Origin of the sequence: Blastococcus sp. KM273129 (assembly GCF_021698995.1) — a bacterium.
Classification (GTDB): domain Bacteria; phylum Actinomycetota; class Actinomycetes; order Mycobacteriales; family Geodermatophilaceae; genus Blastococcus.
Map to the genome: position 1 here is coordinate 1 of NZ_SSXB01000016.1, position 25,226 is coordinate 25,226.

The window sequence follows — 25,226 nt, forward strand, 5'->3', positions numbered from 1 at the left end:
CGAGTGCGAGGCGGACGGGGGCTGGTGGTTCCACCTCCGCCGCTGCGCCCGGTGCGGGCACATCGGCTGCTGCGACTCCTCGCCCGGCTCGAAGCTGCACACGACCGGGTGGCCGGTGGCGGCCGCGTGCGCGCGGGCGTGCCGGCTCGGCGAGGAGTCGCAGCAGCCGATGTGCCCGCACCGGGCGCAGCGGCGGAGGTGGAACCACCAGCCCCCGTCCGCCTCGCACTCGACGCAGCCGGTGCCGCTGGGCGGGACCTCGGGGTCGATGGCAGGTGCTGTCATGGCCGGCCTCCGCGACGGACGGGCTGATCCCGGGACGCCGGCAACGCTACGGACGCCGCCCCGGCGCGCCAAGAGACGCGACGGGGCTGTGCCGTGGGGCCCCGGCGGGCCAGCGTCCTGACCGCAGTGCGGGAGCAGGACGACGGGCCGCCCCCGGGCGTGCGCGGGCCGGCGCCCGGCGCGGTCGCGGGCGGTCGCCGACGGGAGTCGCCATGGGCAAGCCGGTCCTCCTCAGCGTCGACGACGACCCCGGGGTCTCCCGGGCCGTCGCGCGCGATCTCCGGCGGCAGTACGGCGAGCAGTTCCGCGTGCTGCGCGCGTCGTCGGGGCAGGAGGCGGTGGAGGCGCTGCGCGAGCTCAAGCTGCGCGGCGACGCCGTCGCGGTGCTCCTGGCCGACTACCGGATGCCGGGGATGAACGGCATCGAGTTCCTCGAGCAGGCCATGGACCTGTTCCCGCGGGCCCGCCGCGCGCTGCTGACCGCCTACGCCGACACCGACGCCGCCATCCAGGCGATCAACCTGGTCGACGTGGACGCCTACCTGCTCAAGCCGTGGGACCCGCCCGAGGAGAAGCTCTACCCGGTCGTCGACCAGATGGTCCAGGCCTGGCGGGCCGGCCCGGACGTGGTCGCCGACGGCGTGCGGCTGGTGGGCCACCGGTGGTCGGCACCGTCGTTCCGCGCGCGGGACCTGCTCGCCCGCAACGCCGTCCCCTACCGCTGGTACAGCGCCGAGGAGCCCGAGGGGCAGCGCCTGCTCGAGGCCGCCGGCGCCGGTCCGGACGACGTCCCCGTGATCGTGACGCCCGACGGCGTCGTGCTGAAGGCGCCGACCGAGACCGAGCTCGCCGCCGTCGTCGGGCTGAGCACCGCACCCGAGGCCGACTTCTACGACCTGGTCGTCGTGGGCGGCGGGCCGGCCGGGCTCGGCGCCGCCGTCTACGGGGCCTCCGAGGGGCTGCGGACGGTGCTCGTCGAGCGGGAGGCGACCGGGGGCCAGGCCGGGCAGAGCAGCCGGATCGAGAACTACCTCGGCTTCCCGAACGGCGTCTCGGGCAGCCAGCTGGCCGACCGGGCCCGGCGCCAGGCGCGCAAGTTCGGCGCGGAGCTGCTGCTCACCCGCGACTGCGTGGCGCTGGAGGCGCACGGGCCCAAGCGCGTCGTGCGGTTCGACGACGGCAGCTCCGTCGCCGCCCACGCCGTCGTCCTGGCCACCGGCGTCTCCTACCGGAGCCTGGGGGTCCCGGGCGTCGACGCCCTCACCGGCCGGGGCGTCTACTACGGCTCCGCCATGACCGAGGCGGCGGCCTGCGCCGGGACCGAGGTGTTCATCGTCGGGGGCGCGAACTCGGCGGGCCAGGCGGCCGTCTTCTTCGCGCGGTACGCGAGCTCGGTGCACCTGCTGGTCCGGGGGCCGGCGCTGGAGGCGTCGATGTCGCACTACCTGGTCGAGCAGCTCGCCGCGATCGGCAACGTGCGCGTGCACACCTGCACGACGGTCGCCGAGGTGCACGGCGACGGCCACCTCGAGCAGGTCACGTTGCAGGACGCGCGGACCGGGGAGCGGACCACCCACGACGCCGGCCACCTGTTCGTCTTCATCGGCGGGGAACCGCGCACCCACTGGCTGGACGGGATCGTCGTCCGCGACGAGCGGGGCTTCATCCCCACCGGGCCGGGGCTGCTCGACGACGGGCGCCGCCCACACGGCTGGACCCTCGACCGGGACCCGTGGCTGCTCGAGTCCAGCCTGCCGGGGGTCTTCGTCGCGGGTGACGTGCGGGCGGAGTCGGTGAAGCGGGTGGCCTCCGCGGTCGGGGAGGGCGCGATGGCGGTCACCCTCGTGCACCGCTACCTGGGGGAGCGGTGACCGCGACCGGGCGCCGGCTGGCGCCCGGGGAGCTGCGCGAGCTGTTCCTCTTCGAGGACCTCGACGACGAGCAGCTGGCGTGGGTGGCCGCGAACGGCGACGTCGTGGAGCGCGCGGCCGGCACCGACGTCTCGGTCGAGGGGGAGCCGGCGGAGTGCTTCTTCGTCCTGCTCGAGGGGACGATGACGATGGTGCGCCTGGTCGGCGGCAGCGAGGTGGAGACGGTCCGGACCTCGCACCGCGGGGTCTACTCGGGCGCCGTCCAGTTCTACTTCGGCGACCGGCTGGAGCAGCGGTACCCCGCGACCGTCCGCGCGGTCACCGACACGCGGTTCCTGGCGCTGCCGGCCGGTCCGTTCGCCGAGGTGTTCCGCCGCTGGTACCCGATGGCGGTGCACCTGCTGGAGGGCATCTTCGTGGGGCAGCGGAACTCCGCCGAGCTGGTCGGGCAGCGCGAACGGCTGCTGGCGCTGGGCAAGCTGACCGCCGGGCTCACCCACGAGCTGAACAACCCGGCGGCGGCCGCGGCCCGGGCGAGCGACGCCCTGCGCGACCGGTTCGCCGGGATGCGGCAGAAGCTGGCGCTGCTCTCCGAGGGCAGGATCGACGGCGCGGTGCTGCGGGCGCTGACCGCGTTGCAGGAGGAGTTCGTGGTGCGGGTCGGCGGCGCGCGCGAGCTCTCGACGCTGGCGCGCGCCGACCTCGAGGAGCGCCTCGGCGAGTGGCTCGAGGAGCGCGAGGTGAGCCGGCCGTGGGAGCTGGCCGGCGTCTTCGTCGCGGAGGGGATGACGCCGGAGGACCTCGACCGCGTCGCGGAGGCCGTCGCGCCGTCCTTCCTGGAGCCGGCCCTGCGCTGGCTGGCGTACACGGTGGAGACCGAGGCGCTGCTCCTGGAGATCGCGGACAGCACCAGCCGCATCTCCGCGCTGGTCGACGCCGCCAAGCAGTACTCGCAGATGGACCGCACGCCCCACCGGCCGACCGACCTGCACGCCGGGCTGGACGCCACGCTGGTGATGCTCGGCGGCAAGATCCCGCCGGGTGTCACCGTGGTGAAGGACTACGACCGGGGTCTGCCCGAGGTGCCCGCCTACGCCGGCGAGCTCAACCAGGTCTGGACCAACCTGGTCGTCAACGCCCTCGACGCGATGGCCGGGGAGGGCACGCTGACCGTCCGGACGGCGCGCGAGGGCGAGCGCGCGCTGGTCGAGATCGCCGACACGGGCCCCGGCATCCCGCCCGAGCTGCGGTCGCGGGTGTTCGAGCCGTTCTTCACGACCAAGCCGGTCGGCCAGGGCACCGGGCTCGGCCTGGACGTGTCGTGGCGCGTCGTCGTCGAGCGGCACCGGGGCGACCTGCGGGTGACGTCGTCGCCCGGGGACACCCGGTTCCGGGTGCTGCTGCCGCTCACCGAGCCGGCGGGCTGACCCGGCGGGCGCCGCGCTGGGACAGTGGGGGCGTGTTCGACGTCGACTGGATGGGGCTGCTGACCCGGGAGGTGCTGCGCGAGCGCGGTGCCGCGCTGATCGCCGAGACCTGCGCGTGGGCCGTGGGGCTCTCGGACCGCCCGCACCACCGGCGGCGCGCCGGCCGGGTGGTGCCCAGCGGGCTGACCGTGGGGGAGCGGGCCGCCACCGGCCAGCGGCTGGCCAGCGAGGAGGACGGACGCGTCGACCTCGGTGATGCCGCGCCGGGCAGCTTCCAGGACGCGCTGGACATGATCGGCGCCGACGGCCGGCTGGTCGCCGAGCGGTTCGACGACGAGGTGCTGGTGCCGTTCGTCGTGGAGACCTGCCGGCTGGCGGGGGAGCGTGCCCGCGAGACGCGCCGGGGCGCGTGGGCGGAGCTCGCCGACGACCTGGGCGAGGACCCCGACGACGTGGAGGGCGTGGTGCGCGCCGCTGACTGGGCGGCCCCGCTGCGCATCGACGCCGAGCACCTGGTGCTGGCCGCGCTGCGCGACGTGCCGCTGATCGAGGTGGAGGCCGAGGGGCTGCCGCTCTCGCTGGTGCGCGCTGCCGAGGCGGCCACCCGCGCCGCCGTCGTCCCGGAGCCGGCGCCGGTGCCCGACGAGACGCTGGCCGGCGCGCTGTTCCTGGCCCGCGCCGCCCTGGACGGCTCCGGCTGCACGGTGCCGGTGCCACCGGAGGAGGCCGACCTGCTGCTGGCCGCCTTCGGCGACACCGGGCTGGAGCCCGAGGAGGTGCCGTCGGTGCTGGCGCACCTGCCGGTGGAAGAGGCGACGATCACCCGGATCGAGGCCGCGCTGGAGCGCTAGCGGCGGCCGCGGCCGGCCGGGCGATGCCCCCCGGCGGGGGACCAGGTCGCCGGATGCCCGGCAGCAGGGGCGATGCTCCGGTCTGCCAACCGCGCGTGCCGCCGCCGGACCCGGGGTACCGACGGCGGCATGGCGAAGAACAACGACCAGGACGCGCAGCGGTCAGCCGTGCGCGAGGCCAAGAAGCAGGGCGTCGCCCCGAGCGCCGCCGGCGTCACGACCGGGGCCTCCAAGCAGATCGAGACCCACACCCACGGCGACGACCGGCACGAGCACTCCAGCGCGCAGGGCAAGAGCAAGACCTGAGCCGGGGGTGGCTCAGACCTCCTCGATCGGGAAGGTCCGGGTCGGGGAGACGAACTCGTCCTGCGCGGCGACCAGCAGGATCTCGCGGGAGCCGGCGTCCTCGGTGCGCTGGAGCAGGCCGAACACCGACGCCGCGGCGCGACCGAGCGCCTCGGCCGCCGAGCGGGTCTCCAGCCAGTGCGCGAGGAAGAGCGCGGCGATCGCGTCGCCGGCCCCGTTGACCGACACGCCCAGCCGCGGGGTGCGCACCCGCCAGTGCCGCCCGCCCTCGGAGGCGAGCAGGTCCACGGCGTCGTCGGGGGTGTCCTCGGCGACCAGGGACGTGGTGAGGACGACCCGCGGACCCAGCGCCTGGACCGCCGCGACGGCGTCCTCGACCGAGCCGAGCGAGCGGGTGGTGGTGCCCGAGAGCAGGTCCAGCTCGTAGTGGTTGGGCGTCACCAGGTCGGCGGCCGGGACGGCGACCTCGCGCATGAACTCCTCGATGCCGGGGCGCACGAACACGCCCCGGCCGACGTCGCCGATGACCGGGTCGCAGCAGTAGACGGCGGCCGGGTTGGCCGCGCGCACCCGCGCCACCGTGCCGACGACGGCGTGCCCGATGTCGGCCGACCCGAGGTATCCCGACAGCACGGCATCGCAGCTGCCCAGCACACCGCGGTCGGCGACGCCCTGCACGATCTCCTCGATCGACTGGCCGTCGTACACCCGGCCGGTCCACCGGCCGTAGCCGGTGTGGTTGGAGAACTGGACGGTGTGCACCGGCCAGACCTCGATGCCGAGGCGCTGCAGCGGGAAGACGGCGGAGCTGTTCCCGACGTGGCCGTAGGTGACGTGGGACTGGACGGAGAGGACGGCGGTCACGACAGGCACCCTGGCACACGCCCTCCCCGTCGCGACCTCACCGGGTCGGCGGCTTCCTCCCCAGCGGGGAGCGTCCTCCCTCACCTCCCACGCCGCGGGAGGACGCGCCGTGATCAGGAAACCCGGGCTCAGGCGGTGGCGCCGGTGGTCCGCCCGGGGGCGAGCTCCACGTGCGGGCGGGACTGCCACAGCGCCCACTCCGCGCTGATGTCGCCGGCGGTGCGCAGCAGGTGGGGCAGGTGCTCGCCGACCAGCCGCTCGGTGGAGGTCTCCGCGGCGTGCACGGTGACGTTCATGGCGGCGCGGACGACGCCGTCGCCGTCCCGGACCGGCACCGCCACCGAGCGCACGCCCGGGGCCAGCTCCTCGTCGGCGAGCGCCCACCCGCGGGCGCGCACCTCGGTGAGCTCGGTCCGCAGCTGCTCGGGGGAGCGGCCGATCACCGGCGGCAGCCCGGCGCGGCTGGGCTGGGCGAGCACCCCGGCCAGCTCGTCCGGCGGGAGCGCGGCGAGGAGGACCTTCCCCTGCGAGGTCTGGGCCGCCGGGAAGCGGGTGCCGATGTCGACCCGGAGCGCGATCAGCTTGGGCACCGCGACCCGGGCGACGTACACGATGTCGGAGCCGTCGAGCTGGGCCATCGAGGACGACTCGCCGGTGCGCCCGACGAGCGCCTCCAGGTGCGGGCGGGCGATGTCCCAGAGCCCGAGGGCGCCCACGTAGGCCATGCCGAGGGTGAGCACCTTCGGGGTGAGCGCGAACGCGCCGGCCGACGACCGCACGAAGCCCAGCTCCTCGAGGGTGAGCAGCAGCCGCCGGGCGGTGGGGCGCGCCAGCCCCGCGGCGGCCGCCACCTCCGACAGCGTCATCACCGGGTGGTCGCGGTCGAAGCAGGCGAGGACGTCGAGGCCCCGTGCCAGCGCCTCGACGAAGTCGGGCCCGCTGCCGCGACCTGCCATGTCCGTCGTCCTCTCGTCGGTGCCGCGGTGCCGCGGTGGCGCGGCGGTCCCGCACACCCCCGCCGGAAGTGTGCGGGACCGCCCGGCGGGCCTACTGGTGCCGGGTCGACTGCTCGCCGGCCCGCTCGGTGGCCAGGTGCTCCTCGAACACCTGCTCCCGGGCGGCGTGCGTGCCGTGCGACTTGTAGTCGGTGTACTGGTAGGGGTTGTCCAGCACCTCGGTGTCGGGCAGGTCGGGGTACATGCCGCCGGCCCACGCCTCCTCGCCCATCGCGCCGCGGAGGTGCTCCACGGTCGCGTCCACCTCGCGGCGGACGGCGGCCAGGTCGACGTCGACCAGGCGGTGGGCGTGCTTCACGACCCGGCCGTCGACCAGCACCGTGTGCACGTCGCCGCGCTGCGCCTGGAAGGCGACGTGGCCGAAGGGGTTCAGCAGCGGGAAGGAGACCGGCGAGGCGTCGTTCTTGATCAGGACGACGTCGGCCTTCTTCCCCGGCTGCAGGGTGCCCAGGTCGTCGCGGCCGAGCGCCAGCGCCCCGCCGCGGGTGGCCCACTGGACGACGTCCTGGGCGCGCAGCTGGAGGTGGGTGACCGTCTCGCCCTTCAGGTGCGCCTCGAAGTGCTCGCGGGAGCGGTCGGCGCCCAGCGTGGTGCGCATCGCGGAGAACAGGTCGCCGCTCCACCACACGCTGGTGTCCATCGACAGCGAGACCGGGATGCCGTGCGAGCGCACCTGCCAGGTGGGCGGGTAGCCCTGCCCGGCGCTCTGCTCGGACTCCGTGGACACCGAGATCGACCCGCCGGTGGCGGCGATGCGGTGGTAGGAGTCGGGGGTGAGGGTGGCGGCGTGGACGTAGACCGTCTCGGGGGTCATGAAGCCGTGCTCGTGCATGAGGCGGATGCCGTCGTCGTTCGTGGCGCCCCACACGCCGGCGTGCGTGGTGACCGGCAGGCCCAGGTCGCGGGCCACCTCGAAGGCCGCCTTCTCCGGGAAGGAGGGGTCGCCCGTGACGTCGAAGGCCAGCTGCAGGCCGAGCTTGTCGTCGGCGGCGTCGCGGTGCCGCTCGAGGAAGGCGCGCACGCCCGCATCGGCGGTCCACTCCCACGGCGCGGCCTGGATGTTGCCGTAGGCCAGGACGAACCGGCCCGGCACCGAGCGCAGCGCCTCGACGGCGGCCTCGGCGTGGTCGACCGACTGGAGCCCGTGCGACCAGTCGACGGTCGTGGTGACGCCGGCCTCGAGCGCCTCCAGGGCCGAGAGCCGGTTGCCGGCCGCGACGTCCTCGGGGCGGAACTTCTTCCCGTGCTCGAGGTAGTACCAGACGAAGTACTGGGTCAGCGTCCAGTCGGCGCCGTATCCGCGCATCGCCGTCTGCCACATGTGGCGGTGGGTGTCGATCATCCCGGGCATCACGATGCCGCCCCGGGCGTCGATCTCCTGCGTGCCCTCGGGCACCTCCAGCGCCGGACCCACCGCGGCGATGCGGTCGTCCACGACCAGCACGTCCGCGTCGGGCAGGACGGTGCAGGTCTCGTCCATGGTCAGCACGGTCCCGCCGCGCAGGACCACCGGCCGGCCGGCCGCCGGAGCGGGCTCGGGGTGGGTCATCGTCTCCTCCTGGACGTCGTCGTCACATCGCCGGACCGGTGTCCGCTTGACGGACACCCACTGCGATCTGGGTCACGATGACGCCTGTGCGGGCGGCTGTCAACGGGGGGCGTCGCGCAAGTCCCGCGCCATCGGCCAGCGGTTGACAGCCTCGCGTGCGCGTCGGAGACTGCGGACGCCGATGAGCGGACGACTGTCCGCTCGTGTCGACGACGAGGAGTGTGCATCCCGGATGAGCGCTGACGCCGAGGACTCCGGGGGAGCGGTGGCCGGCCCGCTCTCCGGCCTGCTGGTGGCGGACTTCTCCCGCATCCTGGCCGGGCCCTACTCGACGATGCTGCTCGCCGACCTCGGCGCCGAGGTGGTCAAGGTGGAGGGCCCGAACGGGGACGACACCCGCACCTGGCAGCCGCCGGTGCGCGACGGCGTCTCGACGTACTACATGGGCGCCAACCGGAACAAGCGCTCGGTCGCCCTCGACCTGAAGGACCCCGCCGACCGGTCGGCCGCGCAGGAGCTGGCCCGCCGCGCGGACGTGCTGGTCGAGAACTTCAAGCCCGGCGGCCTGGCCCGCTTCGGCCTGGACTACGACGCCGTCGCGCGCACCAACCCCGGCGTCGTCTACGCCTCGATCAGCGGCTTCGGCAGCGCGCCCGAGGGGGCGTCGCTCCCGGGCTACGACCTCATCGTGCAGGCGATCTCGGGGTTCATGAGCCTCACCGGCGACCCCGACGGCTCGCCCTACCGCGGCGGGGTCGCGCTCTTCGACGTCATGGCCGGCCTGCACGCCACCATCGGCGTGCTCTCGGCGCTGAACCACCGGCACGCCACCGGGCGGGGGCAGCACATCGAGGTCAACCTGCTCTCCTCGGCGCTCTCGGGGCTGGTCAACCAGACCAGCGCCTACGTCGCCGGCGGCGTGGTGCCCTTCCGCATGGGCAACAGCCACCCCAGCCTCTTCCCCTACGAGCCGCTGCCCTGCGCCGACGGCGACCTGATCGTCACCGCCGGGAACAACGGCCAGTTCCGCAAGCTCGTCGAGGTGCTCGGCGTGCCCGAGCTCGCCGACGACCCGCGGTTCAGCCGCAACGAGGACCGCACCGCCAACCGCGACGAGCTGCGCCCGCTGCTGGTCGAGCGGCTGCGCACCCGCAGCAAGCAGGAGTGGTTCCGCGACATCATCGGCGCCGGCGTGCCGTGCGGGCCGATCAACACGATCGACCAGGGCGTCGCCTTCGCCCAGGAGGTCGGCCTGGACCCCGTCGTGGAGGTGGGGGAGGGCGCCGCCGCGGTGCCGACCGTGCGGAACCCGATCACCTTCTCCGAGACGCCGCCGGCCTACCGGCTGCCACCGCCGGGCCTGGACGAGCACGGCGCGGAGATCCGCCGCTGGCTCGGCGCACCCGAGGAGGGCACCCGGTGACCGCCGAGAACCCGCAGCCTCCCCGGTACCCGACGGCGCTCGGCGCCTCCAGCCTGGAGTCGATCACCCTGCTGGGCACGGACCTCGCCCGCGACGTGATGGGCACCGTGGGCTTCGGGGAGCTGGCCTTCTGGCTGGCCACCCAGCGGCGGCCCACGGCAGGGGAGACCCGCGTGTTCGAGGCGGTCCTGGCCGCGCTCGCCGACCACGGGTTCACCCCCACCGCGATCGTCACCCGGCTCACCTACCTCTCGGCGCCGGACTCGATCCAGGGCGCCCTGGCGGCCGGTCTGCTCGGCGGCGGGTCCCGCTTCCTCGGCGTCACGGAGGACTGCGGCCGCTTCCTGCACGACGTGCTCACCCGGGTGGAGGGCGGCCTCCCCACCGACGACGCCGGCTGGGACGCGCTCGCCCTGGAGACGGTGACGGCGCAGCGGGCGGCCGGTCGGTTCGTCCCGGGGCTCGGCCACCACGTGCACAAGCAGGGCGACCCGCGCACCCCGCGGCTGTTCGAGATCGCCGCCCAGGAAGGCCTGGTGGGCCCCCACCTGCAGCTGTTCGCCGCCATCGGCCGCACCCACGAGCAGGTGCTGGGCAAGCGGCTCCCGCTCAACGGCGCCGGTGTGTGCGGCGCGGCCCTGGCCGACCTCGGGCTGCCGATGGAGCTGCTGCGCGGCTTCGCCCTGCTGGCCCGCACCGCCGGGCTGATCGGCCAGCTGGCCGAGGAGCTGCGGCACCCGGTGGCCAACGACGTCTTCCTCTCGGTCGACCTCAACAACCAGCCGGTCGAGCCCGATCCGTTCGTCCCCGCGCCGCTGCCCGGCGCCGGGTCCCAGGGCTGAGGGGCCGGCCGTGCGCGCCGCCGTCCTGCACACGCCGGGGGAGACCCCGGAGCTGCGCGAGCACCCCGACCCCGGGCCCGCCAGCGACCGCACCGTCGTGCGGGTGACCGCGGCGCCCCTCGTGCCGCTCGACCTCCTGTGCGCCTCGGGCACCTCCTACTTCGGGCGCCCCGCGGTGCCCTACGTGCCCGGGGTGCAGGGCGTGGGCGTGGTCGAGAGCGGGCCCGGCCACGCGCCGGGCACGCGGGTCTGGTTCAGCACCACCGCCGGCATGGCCCCCGGCGACGGCAGTCTCGCGGAGCGGTGCGCGGTGCCGGCCGAGGACGCCGTCCCCGTGGCCGCCGACGTCGACGACGCCGCGCTGGCCGCGCTCGGGCTCTCCGCCGTCGCCGCGTGGATGTCGCTGACCTGGCGCGGTGGTCTGCAGCGCGGCGAGCACGTGCTCGTGCTCGGCGCCGGCGGCGCGGTCGGGCAGTCGGCGGTGGGCGCGGCGCGGCTGCTGGGCGCCGGCCGCGTCGTGGCAGCGGCCCGCTCGGCCGCGGCCCGGGAGCGGGCGCTGGCCGCGGGCGCCGACGCGGTCGTGGCCCTGGACGCCGACGTGGAGACGCTCGCGGAGCGGTTCGCCGAGGCGGCCGGCGGCCGGCTGGACCTCGTCGTCGACCCCGTCTTCGGCGCGGCCGCGACGGCCGCGGCGCGGGCGCTCTCCGCCGGCGGGCGGCTGGTCAACCTGGGCGGCGCCTCCGGGGACACCGCGGAGTTCTCCTCCGCGGTGCTGCGCGGCAAGGCGGCGGCGGTGCTCGGGTACACGAACAACGCGCTGACTCCCGCGCAGCGGGCCGAGGCCGTCGGCTCGATCGCCCGCGAGGCGGCGGCCGGCCGGCTGGCGGTCGCCCACGAGCGGGTGCCGCTGGCCGACGTCGCCGGCGCCTGGCGGCGGCAGGCCACCGGTGACCCCGGCGTCCGGCTGGTCCTGACGCCCTGAACGAGCAGGCCCCGCGCGGGAACCGCGAGGGGAGGAGGTGCGCGGCCGGCAGCGGCCGCGCCGGACGGCAGGAGGACCGTCGTGGACCTGGTGACCGAGGAGAACATCACCGACCTCGCGGTGGAGCGCTGGGCCACCGCCCGCGACCCGCGGCTGGCGGAGGTCATGACCGCGCTCGTGCGGCACCTGCACGACTTCGCCCGCGAGGTGCGGCTGACCGAGGACGAGTGGATGGCCGCCGTCCAGTGGCTGACCGCCACCGGGAAGATCAGCACCGAGAAGCGCGAGGAGTTCATCCTCGCCTCCGACGTGGTGGGCCTGTCGATGCTCGTCGTCCAGATGAACCACCGGCTCGACCCGAAGGCGACCCCGGCCACGGTGCTGGGCCCCTTCCACATCGAGGGCTCCCCGGAGCTCGGGTACGGCGACGACATGTCCGACGGGCTGCCCGGCACCCCGCTGTACCTGCACGGCCGGGTCACCGACCTCGACGGCGCCCCGGTGGCCGGCGCCGTGCTCGACGTCTGGCAGTCGGACTCCGAGGGCCTCTACGAGTCCCAGCTCGCCGAGGTGGACGAGGCGCGGCTGCGGGCCAAGTACACGACCGACGACGACGGCCGGTACTGCCTGCGCACGATCGCCCCGCTGGGCTACTCGATCCCGATGGACGGACCGGTCGGCGACCTGGTGGCGCGCACGGAGATCAGTCACTTCCGGCCGGCGCACATCCACTTCCTGATCAACGTGCCCGGCTTCGAGCCGCTGATCACCCACCTGTTCCAGGAGGGCGCGCAGTACCTGGACAGCGACGTCGTCTTCGGGACGAAGCAGGAGCTGGTGACCGCCTTCGAGGAGCGGGAGCCGGGGGCCACGCCCGACGGCGGTTCGATCGACGTGCCGTGGCTGGAGTCGCGCTACGACTTCGTGCTCCAGCGGCGCGCCTGAACGCCCGCGCGGCGGTGCGGTCGGCCGCGCCGCCGCGCGGTGCCCGCCCGGCGGGGACCTCGTCCGCCGTGCGTGCCCGACCGGGTCGTGGGTAGGAGCCGCCCCGACCGGTTGCGCACGACGGAGAGACGAGGAGGCCACCCGTGGCCCTGGACTACCCGACCCTGCCCGGCGACATCGACCACCTGATCGCCGACGACCACGCGATCGTCGAGCGGCAGTTCCAGCACCTGGAGGCCGGCCGCGGCAACCGCCGCGTGCTGGTGGACCAGGTCGCCTTCGAGCTGGCGCTGCACGCGTTCGCCGAGGAGACGGTGCTCTACCCGATCTGGACCGAGATCGGGATGACCGACGAGCACGACGACGCCGAGCACGAGCACCAGGAGATCAAAGAGCTGCTCGTCGTGCTCGGCCGCACCGAGCCGGGCGAGCAGGAGTTCGAGGAGGCGCTCGCCAAGCTCATCGGCGTCGTCCGGCACCACGTGGACGACGAGGAGACCGACGAGCTGCCGGAGTTCCGCCGCAAGGCCGGCCCCGACCGCATGGCGCAGCTGGGCAGGGAGTTCCTGGCCGCCAAGCGGCAGGCGCCGACCCGGCCGCACCCGCACGCCCCGGACGAGGGCATCGCGGAGCGGATCGCGGGCATGCTGGCCAAGCCGCTGGACCACGTCCGCGACCTGCTCTCCGGCAAGCAGAAGGAGATGGCCACCGACGCCTCCGGGCTGCTCGACCCGCAGGCGCAGGCGATCGTCGACGCCCACTCCTCGCTCGGCCCGCTGCCCGTCGAGATCCTCGAGCCCGACCAGGCACGCAAGCAGCCCGGCCCCGACGACGCGGTGAAGAAGGTCATGGCCGACAGGGGCATCGAGGGGCCGGAGCCGGTCGGCTCGGTCGAGGACATCGTGATCCCCGACGCCGCCGGCGGTCAGATGCGCATGCGCGTCTACCAGCCCGCCGACGCGGGCCCCGAACCGCTCCCGGTGGTCTTCTGGATCCACGGCGGCGGCTGGGTGCTGTTCGACATCGACACCTACGACGCCTCCTGCCGCGGGCTCACCGACAAGGCCCGCGCCATGGTCGTCAGCCCCGACTACCGCCGCGCCCCCGAGGCGGTCTTCCCGGCCGCGCACGACGACGTCCTGACCGCCTACCGCTGGGTCGTGCAGCACGCCGCCGAGCTGGGTGGTGACCCGGCGCGCATCGGCATCGGCGGCGAGTCGGTCGGGGGGACCATGGCCGCGGCGACGGTGCTCCAGCTCGCGCAGGCCGGCGAACCGGTGCCCGCGGCCGCCGTCTGCGTCTACCCGCTCACCACGGGCGAGCAGGTCGGCGAGTCGATGGCGGACGCCGCAGACGGCCGCCCCCTCAACCGTGCACTCCTCTCCTGGATGGCCATGCACGCCTTCGAGGGGAAGCCGGATGCAGCGGCGGATCCACGGGTCGACCTCCTGGGCTGGGGCCGCGAGCAGCTGGCGGTCATGCCGCCGACGCTGGTGGTCACCGGCGAGCGCGACGTGCTGCGCAGCCAGGGGCAGCGGTTCGCGGAGAACCTCCAGGCGGCCGGCGTGCCCACGACGCACCGCTACTACCCCGGCGTCATGCACGAGTTCTTCGGCGCCGCCGCGGTCCTCGACAAGGCCGAGCAGGCGCAGCAGGAGGCGGCGCAGCACTTCGTGCGGGCCTTCGGGGCCGCCCGGCCTCCCGTGGGCGTCGCGCCGTCCGGCCGCACGGTCCGGTGACGATGCCGGCGCGGCGGCCCGGCTGACGGTACGGGCGGGACCGGACCGGGGTAGGGGCCAGGCATGTGGTTCGACTCCTGGTCCGATCTCGGCCGTGTCCTGGCGGTGGGGGCGAGCGCGTACGTCGCGCTCGTCGTCGTCCTCCGCTTCTCCGGCAAGCGGACGCTCGCGAAGCTCAACGCCTTCGACCTGGTCGTCACGGTGGCGCTCGGTTCGACGCTGGCGACGATCCTGCTCAGCGCCGACGTGAGCTGGGTGGAGGGCGTCGTCGCGCTCGCCCTCCTCGCGGCGCTCCAGTTCGTCATCGCGTGGGTCACCGTCCGGTGGCCCGCGTTCCGCGGGGTGGTGACGGCCGAGCCGACGCTGCTGCTCCGCGACGGGGAGCCGGTCGCGGAGGCGCTGCGGGAGCAGCGGGTCAGCATGGAGGAGATCCGGCAGGCCGTGCGCGCGACCGGCTCGGGGGACGTCTCGTCGATCGGCGCGATCGTGCTGGAGTCCGACGGCTCGCTCAGCGTGATCTCGGCCGGGCAGATGGGCGACGGCTCGGGCCTCGACGGGGTCCGCCGCGCCGATCGCTGAGCTCGGGCCCTGCCCGCCGCGCCGCCGGGTACGCGGTCCCCGGCGGCGCGACGGGGCCGTCAGGGGGCGACGACCGCCTTGGTCCAGCCGCTCTCGCGCCGGTCGAAGGTCTCGTAGGCGTCGAGCACCGAGGGCATGTCCTCGACCTGGGTGAGCACGGTCGAGGGGTCGATCGCGCCGGTGCGGACCAGGTCGAGCAGGTGCGGGATGTACCGGCGGTGGTTGCAGTTGCCCATCTTCACCGTAAGGTTCTTGTTCATCGCCGCACCGATCGGATAGCTGGTCATCTCCGGCGGGTAGACGCCGATGATCCCGATCGTCCCGGCCTTGGCCACGGCCTGCACCGCCCACTGCGCCGCCTGGCTCGGGGCGTCCCCGGCGACCCAGTTCGCCCCCTGCGGGTTCTGCTCGGGCGCCACCTGCGCGCGCTCCTGGTCGAAGCTCCCCGCCTGCTGCTCGGCCGTCTCCGCTGCCGGGCCGGACTTCGGCCGCTGCGCGTCCACGCCGACGGCGTCGATGACGCGGTCGACGCCGATCCCGCCGGTGAGCTCCTGGACGACGGCGACCGGGTCCTCGGCGTTGAAGTCGATCGCCTCCGCGCCCCGTCCGCGCGCCTGGTCGAGCCGGCTGGCGATGCCGTCGACGACGAGCACCCGCCCGGCACCCTGCTGGAAGGCGCTCGTGACCGCGAACTGGCCGACCGGACCGGCGCCGAGCACCAGCACGGTGTCGCCGGACCCCACCTCGGCCAGCCGCGCGCCGAACCAGGCCGTCGGGTAGATGTCCGACAGCAGGATCGCCTGGTCGTCGGTCACCTCCGGCGGCAGCCAGACCGGGCCCACGTGGGCGAACGGGATGCGGGCGTACTGGGCCTGCAGCCCGTCGACCGGGCCGGTGGTCTGCGGTCCGCCGAAGAAGCAGGTGCCGGCCGACGGGCCGTTCGGGTTCGCGTTGTCGCACTGCGCGTAGTAGCCGGCGCGGCAGTAGGAGCAGACGCCGCAGCCGACGGTGGACGGGATGACGACCCGGTCCCCGGCGCGCAGGTTGCGCACGCCCGGGCCGGTCTCGCGCACCACGCCCACCGCCTCGTGGCCGAGGATGGTGCCCTCGACCATGCCCGACATGGTGCCGCGCACGAAGTGCAGGTCGGTGCCGCAGATGCCGCTCGCGGTGATCTCCACGATCGCGTCGGTCGGGTCCTGGACGGTCGGGTCGGGGACGTCGTCCAACCGGATGTCCCCGACGCCGTGCCACACGACAGCCTTCACGTCCGTTCTCCTCTCAGGCGTTCCGGCCGGGCCGCAGCAGGACCTTGGTCCAGCCGTCGTCCCGCTGGTCGAAGTGCTGGTAGCCCTCCACGGCCTGGTCCAGGCCGAGCTCGTGGGAGGTGATGAGGCCGGGCGTGGCCCGGCCGGCCACGATCAGATCGCGCAGCTGGCGGTTGTACCGCTTGACCGGCGCCTGCCCGGTGCCCATCGACTGCCCCTTGGTGAAGAAGGTCCCGAACTGCCACGGGATCCGCCCCTGCTGGGCCAGCTCGCCGTTCGCCCCCGGGTCGGCCGGCATGTAGACGCCGACGACGCCGATCCCGCCGGCCGAGCGCACCACCTGGGCCAGGTTGTCCAGCACCAGCTCGGGGTGCTCCTCGCCGGAGGGGTCGTGCGCCTGGTAGCCGACGGCCTCCACGCCCCGGTCGACGCCGCGCCCGCCGGTGGCGTCCATCAGCTGCTCGACCGGGTCGTGCGCGCTGAAGTCGACCGGCGTGGCACCGAACCTCTCGGCCAGCGCGAGCCGGTCGGTCTCCTTGTCGACGACGAAGACCTGCGAGGCGCCGCGGATCATGGCGCTGTGCGCGGCCATGAGGCCGACGGGCCCACCGCCGAAGACCGCGACCCGGTCGCCGGGCTGGAAGCCGGAGAGCTCCACGCCGTGCCAGCCGGTCGGGAAGATGTCCGAGAGCATCGTGAAGTCGTTCTCGTGCTCCTCGCCGGCGGGCAGGTGGAGCAGGTTGAAGTCGGCCCAGGGCACCCGCAGGTACTCGGCCTGGCCGCCGTCGTAGGGCCCCATGTTCGCGTAGCCGTAGGCGGCGCCGTCCACTCCTTCGGTCGGGTTCGCGCGCAGGCAGAACGACGTCCACCCCTGGGTGCAGGTCCGGCACGTGCCGCAGGCGATGTTGAAGGGCACCGACACGCGGTCGCCGACCTGGACGCGGTCGACCCCCTCGCCGACGGCCTCGACGACGCCCATGTTCTCGTGACCGAGGACCTTGCCCTCCTCGACGGGTGTGCGGCCCTCGTACATGTGCAGGTCGGACCCGCAGATGTTCGTGGTGGTGATGCGGATGATCGCGTCGGTCGGGGACTGGATCGTCGGGTCGGGGACCTCTTCGACGGTGACCTGCTTCGGGCCCCGGTAGACGACGGCCTTCATGGACTGGTCCTTCCGCTGGGGGACGGCGGCGGTGCCGCCGGGAACGGGCACCGACCCCGGCAGGGATTGGCTTCCCCGGGGGTCATGCGCCGCTCCGGCACTACCCGGTCCGGCTGCCGGTACTCGGTCGTCCTCGATCCGATCGCGGTCCGCACTTCCGGGCGGACCCGGCTCGGTTTGCCGCGACCGCGGCGCGGCGGGAGGCTGCGCCCAGGGAGCACCGACCGGAGGGGGCGGCGATGACGGCGCGGCAACCGAAGGAGATGGCCCAGGCGGCCACCGCGATGGGCGCCAAGAAGGTCGACCGCAGCTGGGACCGGGTGCTGGTCAGCGCCTTCCTGGCCGGGGCCTACATCGCCTTCGGCGGCCTCGTGGCGATCACCGTCTCCTCGGGGCTGGACCCGGAGACGTGGGGGACGCTGCCGACGCTCTTCACCGGGGCGACGTTCACGCTCGGCCTCGTGCTGGTGCTCATCGCCGGCTCGGACCTCGCCACCGGCAACATGCTGCTGGTCCCGCTGGGCGCCATGCACGGCAGGCTCGGCCTGGGCGACGTCGCCCGCAACCTCACCCTCGTCCTGCTGGGCAACCTGGTGGGGGCGCTGTTCGTGGCCTACTTCCTCGCCGTCCAGACCGGGGTGATCGGCGACGCGGACGCGGCGGGCAGCGCGGCGCTCACCTACGAGCGGCTGGCCTCCATCGCCGAGGGGAAGGCGCTGGGGGAGTCGCCGTGGCAGACCTTCCTGCGGGCGGTCGGCTGCAACTGGCTGGTCTGCCTGGCGGTGTGGATGTCGCTGGCGGCGACGTCGGTGTCGGGCAAGATCCTGGCGATCTTCTTCCCGATCATGGCCTTCGTGGCGATGGGCTTCGACCACGTCGTCGCCAACATGTTCTTCCTGCCGGCCGCGATCTTCGCCGGGGTCCCCGACATCGGTTGGGACGACACCCTGCTCAACTGGCTGCTGGCCGGGGCCGGGAACCTGGTCGGCGCCGTCGTCTTCGTGGCCACCTCCTACTGGTACCTGTTCCTGCGGGACGAGGCCGGGCCGTCGGCGCCCGAGGCCGCGGCCGAGCCGGCCGAACGGGGCTGACCGACCGCGCGTCACGGGATCGTCATGCGGCCGCCGCGTACGACGGTGGACGGCGGGGGTAGGGGCCGGTCCGGCGAGAGCTCCCGGGTGCGTCCGCACCCGGGCCGACCACCGGAGAGGGGATCGACGTGACCGTCGCCGCCCAGATGCTCGACACCTACCCGAAGGACCTCGGCGGGGTGGACCGGCAGAAGCTCCTGGAGTGCATCGAGGCCTGCTTCGAGTGCGCGCAGGCCTGCACCGCGTGCGCCGACGCCTGCCTCAGCGAGGACACCGTCGCGGAGCTGACGAAGTGCATCCGCACGAACACCGACTGCGCGGACATCTGCGACACCACCGGCCGGGTCCTGTCCCGGCACACCGGCTACGACGCCAACCTCACCCGCGCCGTCCTGGAGGCCTGCGCCGCGGCGTGCAAGGCGTGCGGTGACGAGTGCGGCGAGCACGCCGGGATGCACGAGCACTGCCGGGTCTGCGCCGAGGCCTGCCGGCGCTGCGAGGCCGCCTGCCGGGACCTGATCAGCAGCCTGGGCTGACCGGGATGGCGCCGACCGGTGCCCTGGACGGCGGCGCGCGATGACCGTCGACGTGCTGCTGGCGGCGGCGGGCGCCCTCGCGCTCGTCGCCGCGGCCTGGTCGACGGCCATCCGCCGGCTGCCGGTCAGCGAGCCGCTGATCGCCCTCGGGCTGGGCGTGCTGCTCGGACCGGCCGTCCTGGACCTGGTGCGCCTGCCCGACCTGCTCGCCGACCACGCCTGGTTGCACACCGCCGCGCGGCTGCTGCTGGCCGTGTCGGTGATGTCGATCGCACTGCGCTACCCCTTCCACGTCGCCCGCTCCCGCCTGCGGCCGGTCGCCCTGCTCCTGGTGGTCGTCATGCCGGTGATGGCGCTGGTCAGCACGGGTCTGGCCGCGGCGGTGCTGGGTGCCGGTCTCGGCGTGGCGGCGCTGCTGGGTGCGGCGCTGGCGCCCACCGACCCGGTCCTCGCCTCGAACGTCGCCACCGGTGAGCCCGCCGAGCAGGACATCCCCGGCCGGGACCGCCAGCTCCTCTCCCTGGAGTCCGGGGCCAACGACGGCCTGGCCCTCCCGCTCGTGCTGGTCGCCGTGGCGGTCGCCGGCCCGCTGACCGTGGGCGAGGCGCTGCTCGAGTCGCTCTGGCAGGTGGTCGGTGCGGTGCTGATCGGGGTCCTGCTCGGCTGGCTGGGCGGCCGCGCCCTGCGCGCCGGGGCCGACCACGGGTCCGCCGACCCCGGCCCCGAGCTGGTGTTCACCGTGGTCCTGGCCTTCGCCGTGCTGGGCCTGGCCGGCCTGGCCCACGTCGACGGGATCCTCGCCGTGTTCGTCTGCGGGCTGGCCTTCAACGCGGTCAGCACCGGGCGGGAGCGGACGGCGGACGTGCGCATCGACGAGGCGGTGAACCGGTTCGTCGTCCTGCCGCTGTTCCTCGCCTTCGGCGCGCTGCTGCCGTGGGCGGAGTGGCGGGCACTGGGGTGGAGCGGCGTCGCCTTCGCCGTCGCGGTGCTCCTCCTGCGCCGGCCCCCGGTCGTCTACCTGCTCCGCCGCCCGCTGGGCCTGGGGCGGCCGGACGCCGTCCACCTGGGCTGGTTCGGACCGATCGGGATCTCGGCGCTGTTCTACCTCACGCTGGAGTCCGAGCGCCTGCAGGTCGACCCGGTCGTCCTCGTGGCGGGCTCGCTGGTGGTCGCCGCCAGCACGGTGGTCCACGGGCTGACCGCGACCCCGGGCCGGGTGGTGTTCCGGGAGGTGACCGCCGGCCGCGCCGACGGCGGCTCCTGACCCGGGACGCGGGGCGGTGCATGACGAGACCGTGTCACCAGGCGCACCGGTCGGCGCGCACGGTTTCGCGAGGTCGGTCCGGGGAAGGGGTGGCCGCAACCACGCCGGTGAGCAGCCGCCGGCGCCTCCGCCGCGGGACGTGGCCGCCACGTCGCCACCGGCAGGGCCCGCCCGCGCGGCATCCCAGCACGACCCCGACCTCCCGGAGGACGCACGTGACGCGCATCGACCGGATCGCCGAGCCCTGGGGCACCCGCACCCCGTACGGGCCCGGCGAGCAGTGGCCCACCCGGGTGGACAGCCACCTCGCCGACGGGCTCACCGAGGCCGACGTCGACCGCTGGGTGCAGTCGGCGACGATCCTGCACTCCAACGGGGACGGCCTGGACATCGCCGTGAAGGACGACCGGATCGTCGGCGTCCGCGGCCGCGCCGTCGACCGGGTGAACCACGGCCGGCTGGGGCCCAAGGACCTCTTCGGCTGGCAGGCCAACAACTCGCCCGACCGGCTCACCGAACCGCTCATCCGGCGCGACGGCGAGCTGGTCGAGACCGACTGGGACACCGCGATGGACGCGGTCGCCGGCCGGTGCAGGGAGCTGCTGGCCGAGCAGGGGCCCAGCGCGATCAGCTTCTACACCACCGGGCAGCTGTTCCTGGAGGAGTACTACACCCTGGGGCTCATCGCCCACGGTGGTATCGGCACCAACCACGTCGACGGCAACACCCGGCTGTGCACCGCGACGGCCGCGGCAGCGCTCAAGGAGTCCTTCGCCTGCGACGGGCAGCCGGGCTCCTACACCGACATCGACCACGCCGACGTCATCGCGCTGTACGGCCACAACATGGCCGAGACCCAGACGGTGCTCTGGACCCGCATCCTGGACCGGTTGGCCGGCCCCAACCCGCCGAAGGTCGTCTGCATCGACCCGCGGGAGACCCCCGTGGCCCGGCACGCCACCGTGCACCTCGCCCCGCGGCCGGGCACGAACGTCATGCTGGCCAACGCGCTGCTGCACGAAGTCATCGGCAACGGCTGGGTCGACGCCGGCTACGTGGAGCAGCACGCGGTCGGTTTCGAGGAGCTGGCCGAGCGGGTCCGGGACTACCCGCCCGAGCTCGCCGCCGAGGTCTGCGACGTCCCGGTCGAGCGGATCCGGGAGGCCGCCCGCGTCATCGGCACCGCCGAGCGGCTCGTGTCCTCGGTGCTGCAGGGCTTCTACCAGGCCAACCAGGCGACGGCGGCGGCCGTGCAGGTCAACAACATCCACATCGTCCGCGGCATGCTCGGCAAGCCCGGCTGCGGGATCCTGCAGATGAACGGCCAGCCCACCGCGCAGAACACCCGCGAGTGCGGCGCCGACGGCGACCTGCCGGCCTTCCGCAACTGGTCCAACGACGAGCACATCGCCGACCTCGCCCGGGTGTGGAACGTCGACCCGATGGACATCCCGCACTACTCGCCGCCGACGCACGCCATGCAGATGTTCCGGTACGCCGAGGAGGGCTCCATCCGGTTCATGTGGGTGCAGGCGACCAACCCCGCCGTCTCCCTCCCCGAGCTCGGCCGGATCCGCGAGGTCCTCGCCCAGGAGCGGCTCTTCCTCGTGGTGCAGGACATCTTCCTGTCCGAGACCGCCCAGCTCGCCGACGTCGTGCTGCCCGCCGCCACCTGGGGCGAGAAGACCGGCACCTTCACCAACGTCGACCGGACGGTGCACCTGTCGGAGAAGGCGGTCGAGCCGCCGGGGCACGCCAGGCCCGATCTCGACATCTTCCTCGACTTCGCCCACCGCCTGGGCCTGAAGGACAAGGACGGCGCACCGCTGGTCAAGTGGTCGACGCCCGAGGAGGCGTTCGAGGGGTGGAAGGAGTGCACCCGCGGCCGGCCCTGCGACTACACCGGTCTCTCCTACGACAAGCTCCGCGGGGGCAGCGGCATCCAGTGGCCGTGCAACGACGAGCACCCGGACGGGACGGAGCGCATCTACGTCGACGGGCAGTTCTGGTCCGATCCGAGCTACTGCGAGAGCTACGGCCGCGACCTCGTCACCGGGGCGCCGCTGTCCCCGGTCGAGTACAAGGCGATGAACCCGTCGGGCAAGGCGGTCCTGAAGGCCGCCGAGTACGTGCCGCCGCACGAGGTGATCAGCGAGGACCACCCCTTCCAGCTGATGACCGGGCGCACCCTCTACCACTTCCACACCCGGACCAAGACCGGGCGGGCGCCGCAGCTGCAGGGGGCGGCGCCGGAGGTGTGGGCCGAGATGGCGGCGAGCGACGCGGCCGACCGCGGCCTCACCGAGGGCGACGTGCTCGAGATCAGCACCCCCCGCGGGAGGGTCGAGGCGAAGCTGCGGATCAGCGGGATCCGCCCCGGGGTGGTCTTCCTGCCGTTCCACTACGGCTACTGGGACGCACCCGGCGGCCACGAGCCGGGCGGGAAGCGTGGCCGCGCGGCGAACGAGCTGACCATCACCGACTGGGATCCGTGCTCCAAGCAGCCGATCTTCAAGACCGCGGCCGCGGCCGTGAAGCGCCTGGAGAAGGCCGACGGTCCGTCCCCGGCGCCGACCACCACCGGCTCGCGGCCGGTGACCGACGGCGTCCCACCCACCACCGGCGGCGACGCCGCCCTGTGCACCGAGGAGCTGGCGACCGTGGCCGGAGGCGACCGGTGAAACTGCACCTGGCGATCGAGGAGCTGCACCGCTCGGAGAACCACCTCGCCGGCGCGCTGCTGGCGATGTCGGACCGGCACAAGGCCGACCACGAGGTCTTCCACGTGGCCCGCGACATCGCCCGCTGGTCGCAGGACCACGTCCGGGCGCTGGCCCGGATCGGCGGTGACTTCGGGCTCGACCTGGAACCGGAGCCGAAGGGCGACCCGACCGTGCTGGAGAAGGCGCGGCAGAAGGCATCGGACCTGCTGGGGCGCAGCAGCACCCCCGGGATGCTGCTGCTGGCCGACCTGCGGCACATCTACCGCGAGGCCTCGGGCACCTCCCTGGACTGGGAGCTGCTCGCCCAGGGGGCGCAGGGGGCGCGGAAGAAGGAGCTGCTCGAGCTCGCCGAGCGCTGCCACCCCGACACCCTGCGCCAGGTCCGCTGGGCCAACGCCAAGCTCAAGGAGTCCGCGACCCAGGTGCTGGTCAGTTGAGCACCGACGGCGCGACGTCCCCGGCCGGCACGCGGATCGTGCTGCGCCCGCTGGCCACCCCCCTCCCGCTCGGTTTCCTGGCCCTGGCGCTGGCCACGACGATGTTCAGCGCGGTGCAGCTGGGCTGGATCCCGCCGGACGAGGGGCGGGTGGCGGGCTACACCGCGCTCGTCGCCACCGTGCCGCTGCAGCTGCTGGCCTCGGTCCTCGGCTTCCTCACCAGGGACCCGGTGGCGGCCACCGGCATGGGGTTGCTCAGCGGCACCTGGGCGATCGCCGGCGTCACCACGCTGACCACCCCGCCGGGCTCGACCAGTGACGGCCTGGGCGTGCTGCTGGCGGTGGCGGGGCTGGCCATGCTGGTGCCCGCCGCCGCGGCCGCGGGCAGCAAGATCGTGCCGGCCGCGGTGATGGCGCTGGCCGGCACCCGCTTCGTCGTGACCGGCATCCACGAGGTCAGCGGGTCCGACGCCTGGGAGACGGTCGCGGGCTGGGTCGGGCTCGCCCTGGCGGTCCTCGCCGCCTACGCGGCGCTGGCCCTGGAGCTGGAGGGGGCGCAGGAGAAGACCGTCCTCCCGCTGGGCCGCCACGGCCCCGGCCGCGCCGCGATGTCCGGGGAGGGGCCGCTCGCCCCGCAGCGGCTGATCGAGGAGGCCGGGGTCCGCCCGCAGCTGTGAGGACCTTCCGGCGTCCAGCGGCGGTCAGCCGGCCTCCCCGGCCGGCGATCGGGGGCTGAGCCGCCGGGCGGGCGACCACCGGCCGGCCAGGGCCTCCTCGACCGCCGCACGCCAGGCGTCGGTCTCGCGGCTGCCGATCGACGTGCTCTCCAGCGCCTGGTCCACGGTCCGGTCGAGCAGGGCGCGCAGCGAGGAGTCGAAGCCCTCGCCGCGCACCCGCCACGCCAGCTCGTGGAGCAGCCCGGCGATCCGGCGCAGCACCGCCGGCTGCCCCGAGGCGTACTGCAGCGGCTCCTCCAGGCCCAGGGAGAGCAGCTCCTCGGCGGTCCACCGCGGCACGAGCAGCCGCACCACGCCGTCCTCGTCCCGCCAGGCGCGCAGGCTGCTGCGGCGGGGGAGGAGGTCACCGAGCAGCGCCGACACGTGCGAGAGCGCGTGGACGGCGGTCGTCGGGTCGTTGATCCCCGGCGACAGCGCCCGGCCGGCGATGTCGACGATCTTGCGGAGGCTGTAGGCCGGGTCCTGCTCGGGGCTGCGCTCGTAGGAGAGCGTGACGCCCTCGTTCACCGCGTCGCGGAGCGCCCCGGGGTCGCCGTCGACGCCGCCCTCGCGCCGCCAGGCCTCGGCCAGCGGCGTGCCGGCGACGACGGCGTCGCCCGTGCGGGGGGAGAGGGCGAGGACCACACCCGCGTCGCGGGCCGCTCGCACCAGGCGCTGGGCGTCGACGCGGACGACGAAGCCGCTGCGGGTCGCCAAGAGCTGGGTGGCCCGGCCCTCCGGCCGGACGGGGGTGTCCTCCGGCTCCTCCTCGTCCCGGACGGCCAGGGTCGCCTCGGCGTGGACGTCGCGCAGCATCGTCTCCACCCGCAGCGAGCGGGCCAGGTGGCCGAGGAAGACCACGAGGGCCACGACGCTGCCGAGGGCGAACAGGAACGCCAGCGTGATCGAGACCCGCGGCACGAAGGAGTCGTCACCCGCCGCAGCCTCCGCGGTCCGCACCGTCCGCAGCACCGTGAGCGCGTAGACGAAGGTGCCGGTGAGCTGCGCCAGCGTGTACTGGACCACGCGGTCGGTGGCGAAGGTCTGCAGCAGCCGGGGGGAGTACTGGCTGCTGCCCAGCTGCAGCGCGACGACCGTGAGCGAGAAGATGACGCCGGTCACGGAGATCAGCGAGCCCGCGATCGCCGACAGCAGGTCGCGGGCCGCGGCCGGGCCGCCCCCGAACACGAAGCCCAACGGCGATCCCGGGCCACCGGTGCCGAGGAGCCGGTCCACGACCGGCATCCCGATACCGAGCGCGACGGCGAGCACGAGCGTCAGCAGCGGGATCGGCCACAGGGCGCTGCGCATCGACCGCCACAGGCGGCGGACGGGGTGGATCTCGTGCAC

23 protein-coding genes are annotated in these 25,226 nt (G+C 74.5%); 16 read left to right on the forward strand and 7 right to left on the reverse strand.

Annotated features, from left to right (window positions below; all coding sequences use genetic code 11):
* Nucleotides 1-285, reverse strand: a 285-nt coding sequence (locus E9565_RS06915; RefSeq protein ID WP_236834402.1) for a UBP-type zinc finger domain-containing protein, incomplete at its 3' end; no start/stop codon positions are given.
* A 212-nt stretch (nucleotides 286-497) separates the two neighbouring features.
* Between E9565_RS06915 and E9565_RS06920 the strand changes: the two genes are divergently transcribed.
* From E9565_RS06920 to E9565_RS06935, 4 genes are all read left to right on the forward strand, one after another.
* Entirely contained in the window at nucleotides 498-2,156 is a 1,659-nt protein-coding gene (locus tag E9565_RS06920) for an FAD-dependent oxidoreductase (protein WP_236834403.1), read from the forward strand.
* The gene (locus tag E9565_RS06925) at nucleotides 2,153-3,583 is read left to right on the forward strand and encodes an ATP-binding protein (protein ID WP_236826063.1); all 1,431 of its coding nucleotides are present in this window, start codon (nucleotides 2,153-2,155) and stop codon (nucleotides 3,581-3,583) included. The genes E9565_RS06920 and E9565_RS06925 overlap by 4 nt, the downstream gene beginning before the upstream one ends.
* Nucleotides 3,584-3,615: 32 nt before the next feature.
* A complete protein-coding gene (locus tag E9565_RS06930) occupies nucleotides 3,616-4,434 on the forward strand; it encodes a hypothetical protein (RefSeq protein WP_236834404.1) in 819 nt (272 codons plus the stop codon).
* Nucleotides 4,435-4,563: 129 nt separating this feature from the next.
* On the forward strand, nucleotides 4,564-4,740 hold the full coding sequence (locus tag E9565_RS06935; RefSeq protein WP_236834405.1) for a hypothetical protein: 177 nt from the start codon (nucleotides 4,564-4,566) through the stop codon (nucleotides 4,738-4,740).
* Nucleotides 4,741-4,752: 12 nt separating this feature from the next.
* Here the strand turns inward: E9565_RS06935 and pdxY are convergent, their stop codons facing one another.
* From pdxY to E9565_RS06950, 3 genes are all read right to left on the reverse strand, one after another.
* The gene (pdxY, locus tag E9565_RS06940; RefSeq protein WP_236826066.1) at nucleotides 4,753-5,604 is read right to left on the reverse strand and encodes a pyridoxal kinase PdxY; all 852 of its coding nucleotides are present in this window, start codon (nucleotides 5,602-5,604) and stop codon (nucleotides 4,753-4,755) included.
* A gap of 128 nt (nucleotides 5,605-5,732) precedes the next feature.
* Complete coding sequence (locus tag E9565_RS06945; protein WP_236826067.1) at nucleotides 5,733-6,560, reverse strand: IclR family transcriptional regulator C-terminal domain-containing protein; 828 nt, start codon at nucleotides 6,558-6,560, stop codon at nucleotides 5,733-5,735.
* Between the two features lie 91 nt (nucleotides 6,561-6,651).
* The gene (locus E9565_RS06950; RefSeq protein ID WP_236826068.1) at nucleotides 6,652-8,169 is read right to left on the reverse strand and encodes an amidohydrolase family protein; all 1,518 of its coding nucleotides are present in this window, start codon (nucleotides 8,167-8,169) and stop codon (nucleotides 6,652-6,654) included.
* Nucleotides 8,170-8,401: 232 nt separating this feature from the next.
* Here E9565_RS06950 and E9565_RS06955 point away from each other — a divergent pair, with 232 nt between their 5' ends.
* From E9565_RS06955 to E9565_RS06980, 6 genes are all read left to right on the forward strand, one after another.
* Nucleotides 8,402-9,592 carry a CaiB/BaiF CoA-transferase family protein gene (locus tag E9565_RS06955; RefSeq protein WP_236826069.1) on the forward strand — a complete coding sequence of 397 codons (1,191 nt, stop codon included), beginning with the start codon at nucleotides 8,402-8,404 and terminating at the stop codon, nucleotides 9,590-9,592.
* A complete protein-coding gene (locus E9565_RS06960; RefSeq protein ID WP_236826070.1) occupies nucleotides 9,589-10,434 on the forward strand; it encodes a citryl-CoA lyase in 846 nt (281 codons plus the stop codon). The genes E9565_RS06955 and E9565_RS06960 overlap by 4 nt, the downstream gene beginning before the upstream one ends.
* A gap of 10 nt (nucleotides 10,435-10,444) precedes the next feature.
* Nucleotides 10,445-11,416: a zinc-binding alcohol dehydrogenase family protein gene (locus E9565_RS06965; protein ID WP_236826071.1), complete on the forward strand. Its 972-nt coding sequence runs from the start codon at nucleotides 10,445-10,447 to the stop codon at nucleotides 11,414-11,416.
* Nucleotides 11,417-11,497: 81 nt separating this feature from the next.
* Nucleotides 11,498-12,361: a dioxygenase gene (locus E9565_RS06970; RefSeq protein WP_236834406.1), complete on the forward strand. Its 864-nt coding sequence runs from the start codon at nucleotides 11,498-11,500 to the stop codon at nucleotides 12,359-12,361.
* Between the two features lie 143 nt (nucleotides 12,362-12,504).
* Nucleotides 12,505-14,100 carry an alpha/beta hydrolase fold domain-containing protein gene (locus E9565_RS06975; protein ID WP_236826073.1) on the forward strand — a complete coding sequence of 532 codons (1,596 nt, stop codon included), beginning with the start codon at nucleotides 12,505-12,507 and terminating at the stop codon, nucleotides 14,098-14,100.
* 63 nt (nucleotides 14,101-14,163) lie between these two features.
* The gene (locus E9565_RS06980) at nucleotides 14,164-14,679 is read left to right on the forward strand and encodes a DUF421 domain-containing protein (protein WP_236826074.1); all 516 of its coding nucleotides are present in this window, start codon (nucleotides 14,164-14,166) and stop codon (nucleotides 14,677-14,679) included.
* A gap of 59 nt (nucleotides 14,680-14,738) precedes the next feature.
* On the opposite strand, the gene E9565_RS06985 is transcribed toward E9565_RS06980, so the two are convergent.
* Entirely contained in the window at nucleotides 14,739-15,947 is a 1,209-nt protein-coding gene (locus E9565_RS06985; protein WP_236834407.1) for an alcohol dehydrogenase catalytic domain-containing protein, read from the reverse strand.
* Between the two features lie 13 nt (nucleotides 15,948-15,960).
* Complete coding sequence (locus E9565_RS06990) at nucleotides 15,961-17,109, reverse strand: glutathione-independent formaldehyde dehydrogenase (protein WP_236834408.1); 1,149 nt, start codon at nucleotides 17,107-17,109, stop codon at nucleotides 15,961-15,963.
* Nucleotides 17,110-17,348: 239 nt separating this feature from the next.
* Here E9565_RS06990 and E9565_RS06995 point away from each other — a divergent pair, with 239 nt between their 5' ends.
* From E9565_RS06995 to E9565_RS07020, 6 genes are all read left to right on the forward strand, one after another.
* Nucleotides 17,349-18,200, forward strand: a complete 852-nt coding sequence (locus E9565_RS06995) for a formate/nitrite transporter family protein (RefSeq protein ID WP_236826077.1) — start codon at nucleotides 17,349-17,351, stop codon at nucleotides 18,198-18,200.
* Nucleotides 18,201-18,328: 128 nt separating this feature from the next.
* A complete protein-coding gene (locus tag E9565_RS07000) occupies nucleotides 18,329-18,736 on the forward strand; it encodes a four-helix bundle copper-binding protein (RefSeq protein WP_236834409.1) in 408 nt (135 codons plus the stop codon).
* Nucleotides 18,737-18,776: 40 nt separating this feature from the next.
* The gene (locus E9565_RS07005; protein ID WP_236826079.1) at nucleotides 18,777-20,000 is read left to right on the forward strand and encodes a cation:proton antiporter; all 1,224 of its coding nucleotides are present in this window, start codon (nucleotides 18,777-18,779) and stop codon (nucleotides 19,998-20,000) included.
* A 215-nt stretch (nucleotides 20,001-20,215) separates the two neighbouring features.
* Nucleotides 20,216-22,681 (forward strand): molybdopterin oxidoreductase family protein, encoded by a 2,466-nt coding sequence (locus E9565_RS07010; protein WP_236834410.1) that lies wholly within the window; start codon nucleotides 20,216-20,218, stop codon nucleotides 22,679-22,681.
* On the forward strand, nucleotides 22,678-23,160 hold the full coding sequence (locus tag E9565_RS07015; RefSeq protein WP_236834411.1) for a hypothetical protein: 483 nt from the start codon (nucleotides 22,678-22,680) through the stop codon (nucleotides 23,158-23,160). Before E9565_RS07010 ends, E9565_RS07015 begins: the two co-directional genes overlap by 4 nt.
* A complete protein-coding gene (locus E9565_RS07020) occupies nucleotides 23,157-23,837 on the forward strand; it encodes a GPR1/FUN34/YaaH family transporter (RefSeq protein ID WP_236826082.1) in 681 nt (226 codons plus the stop codon). Before E9565_RS07015 ends, E9565_RS07020 begins: the two co-directional genes overlap by 4 nt.
* Before the next feature lie 24 nt (nucleotides 23,838-23,861).
* Here E9565_RS07020 and E9565_RS07025 read toward each other — a convergent pair whose 3' ends face one another.
* A complete protein-coding gene (locus E9565_RS07025) occupies nucleotides 23,862-25,226 on the reverse strand; it encodes a DUF2254 domain-containing protein (RefSeq protein WP_236834412.1) in 1,365 nt (454 codons plus the stop codon).

Bases quoted from the DNA above. Each gene is read 5' to 3' on its own strand.
- E9565_RS06920 (WP_236834403.1), top strand. From the start codon at position 498: ATGGGCAAGCCGGTCCTCCTCAGCGTCGACGACGACCCCGGGGTCTCC.
- E9565_RS06935 (WP_236834405.1), top strand. From the start codon at position 4,564: ATGGCGAAGAACAACGACCAGGACGCGCAGCGGTCAGCCGTGCGCGAG.
- E9565_RS06945 (WP_236826067.1), bottom strand. From the start codon at position 6,560: ATGGCAGGTCGCGGCAGCGGGCCCGACTTCGTCGAGGCGCTGGCACGG.
- E9565_RS06950 (WP_236826068.1), bottom strand. From the start codon at position 8,169: ATGACCCACCCCGAGCCCGCTCCGGCGGCCGGCCGGCCGGTGGTCCTG.
- E9565_RS06955 (WP_236826069.1), top strand. From the start codon at position 8,402: ATGAGCGCTGACGCCGAGGACTCCGGGGGAGCGGTGGCCGGCCCGCTC.
- E9565_RS06980 (WP_236826074.1), top strand. From the start codon at position 14,164: ATGTGGTTCGACTCCTGGTCCGATCTCGGCCGTGTCCTGGCGGTGGGG.
- E9565_RS06990 (WP_236834408.1), bottom strand. From the start codon at position 17,109: ATGAAGGCCGTCGTCTACCGGGGCCCGAAGCAGGTCACCGTCGAAGAG.
- E9565_RS06995 (WP_236826077.1), top strand. From the start codon at position 17,349: ATGACGGCGCGGCAACCGAAGGAGATGGCCCAGGCGGCCACCGCGATG.
- E9565_RS07005 (WP_236826079.1), top strand. From the start codon at position 18,777: ATGACCGTCGACGTGCTGCTGGCGGCGGCGGGCGCCCTCGCGCTCGTC.